The sequence below is a fragment of the Bacillus sp. JJ1503 genome (assembly GCF_036965125.1).
GTDB lineage: Bacteria > Bacillota > Bacilli > Bacillales > Cytobacillaceae > Cytobacillus.
Genome location: NZ_JBALOZ010000350.1, coordinates 946 through 1,242 on the forward strand (window position 1 = coordinate 946; position 297 = coordinate 1,242).

A 297-nucleotide genomic window follows, 5' to 3' on the forward strand; every position below is an offset into this window, starting at 1 on the left:
TCCAATGAAAAAGTAAGAAACAAAATTTCTACTCTGTCCTTCTAGAAAAAAAGTTAGGTTTATTGGGAAATGTATTTCTAAAATTTATGGAGGTGAAAAATAAATGGGTGTAAAAGTTATCCAAATCGCTTTGTCAGGTGCTCAAATAGACTGTCAACCATTTACGCTTCAGGGTTTTTTTACAGTGAACGGCGTTGGAGTTTCAGGAGTTCCAATCACACTCACTATAACGAGTCCGGCAACGGTTTCTCCAACTTTAGTTACGACAGGTGCAGGTGGTGCTTTTAGCGCTACAGT

At 38.4% G+C, this 297-nt stretch carries 1 pseudogene; it reads left to right on the forward strand.

The window, feature by feature from the left end:
* Nucleotides 1-103: 103 nt before the first annotated feature.
* A pseudogene (locus V7149_RS22390) lies at nucleotides 104-297 on the forward strand (hypothetical protein); the annotation flags it as partial.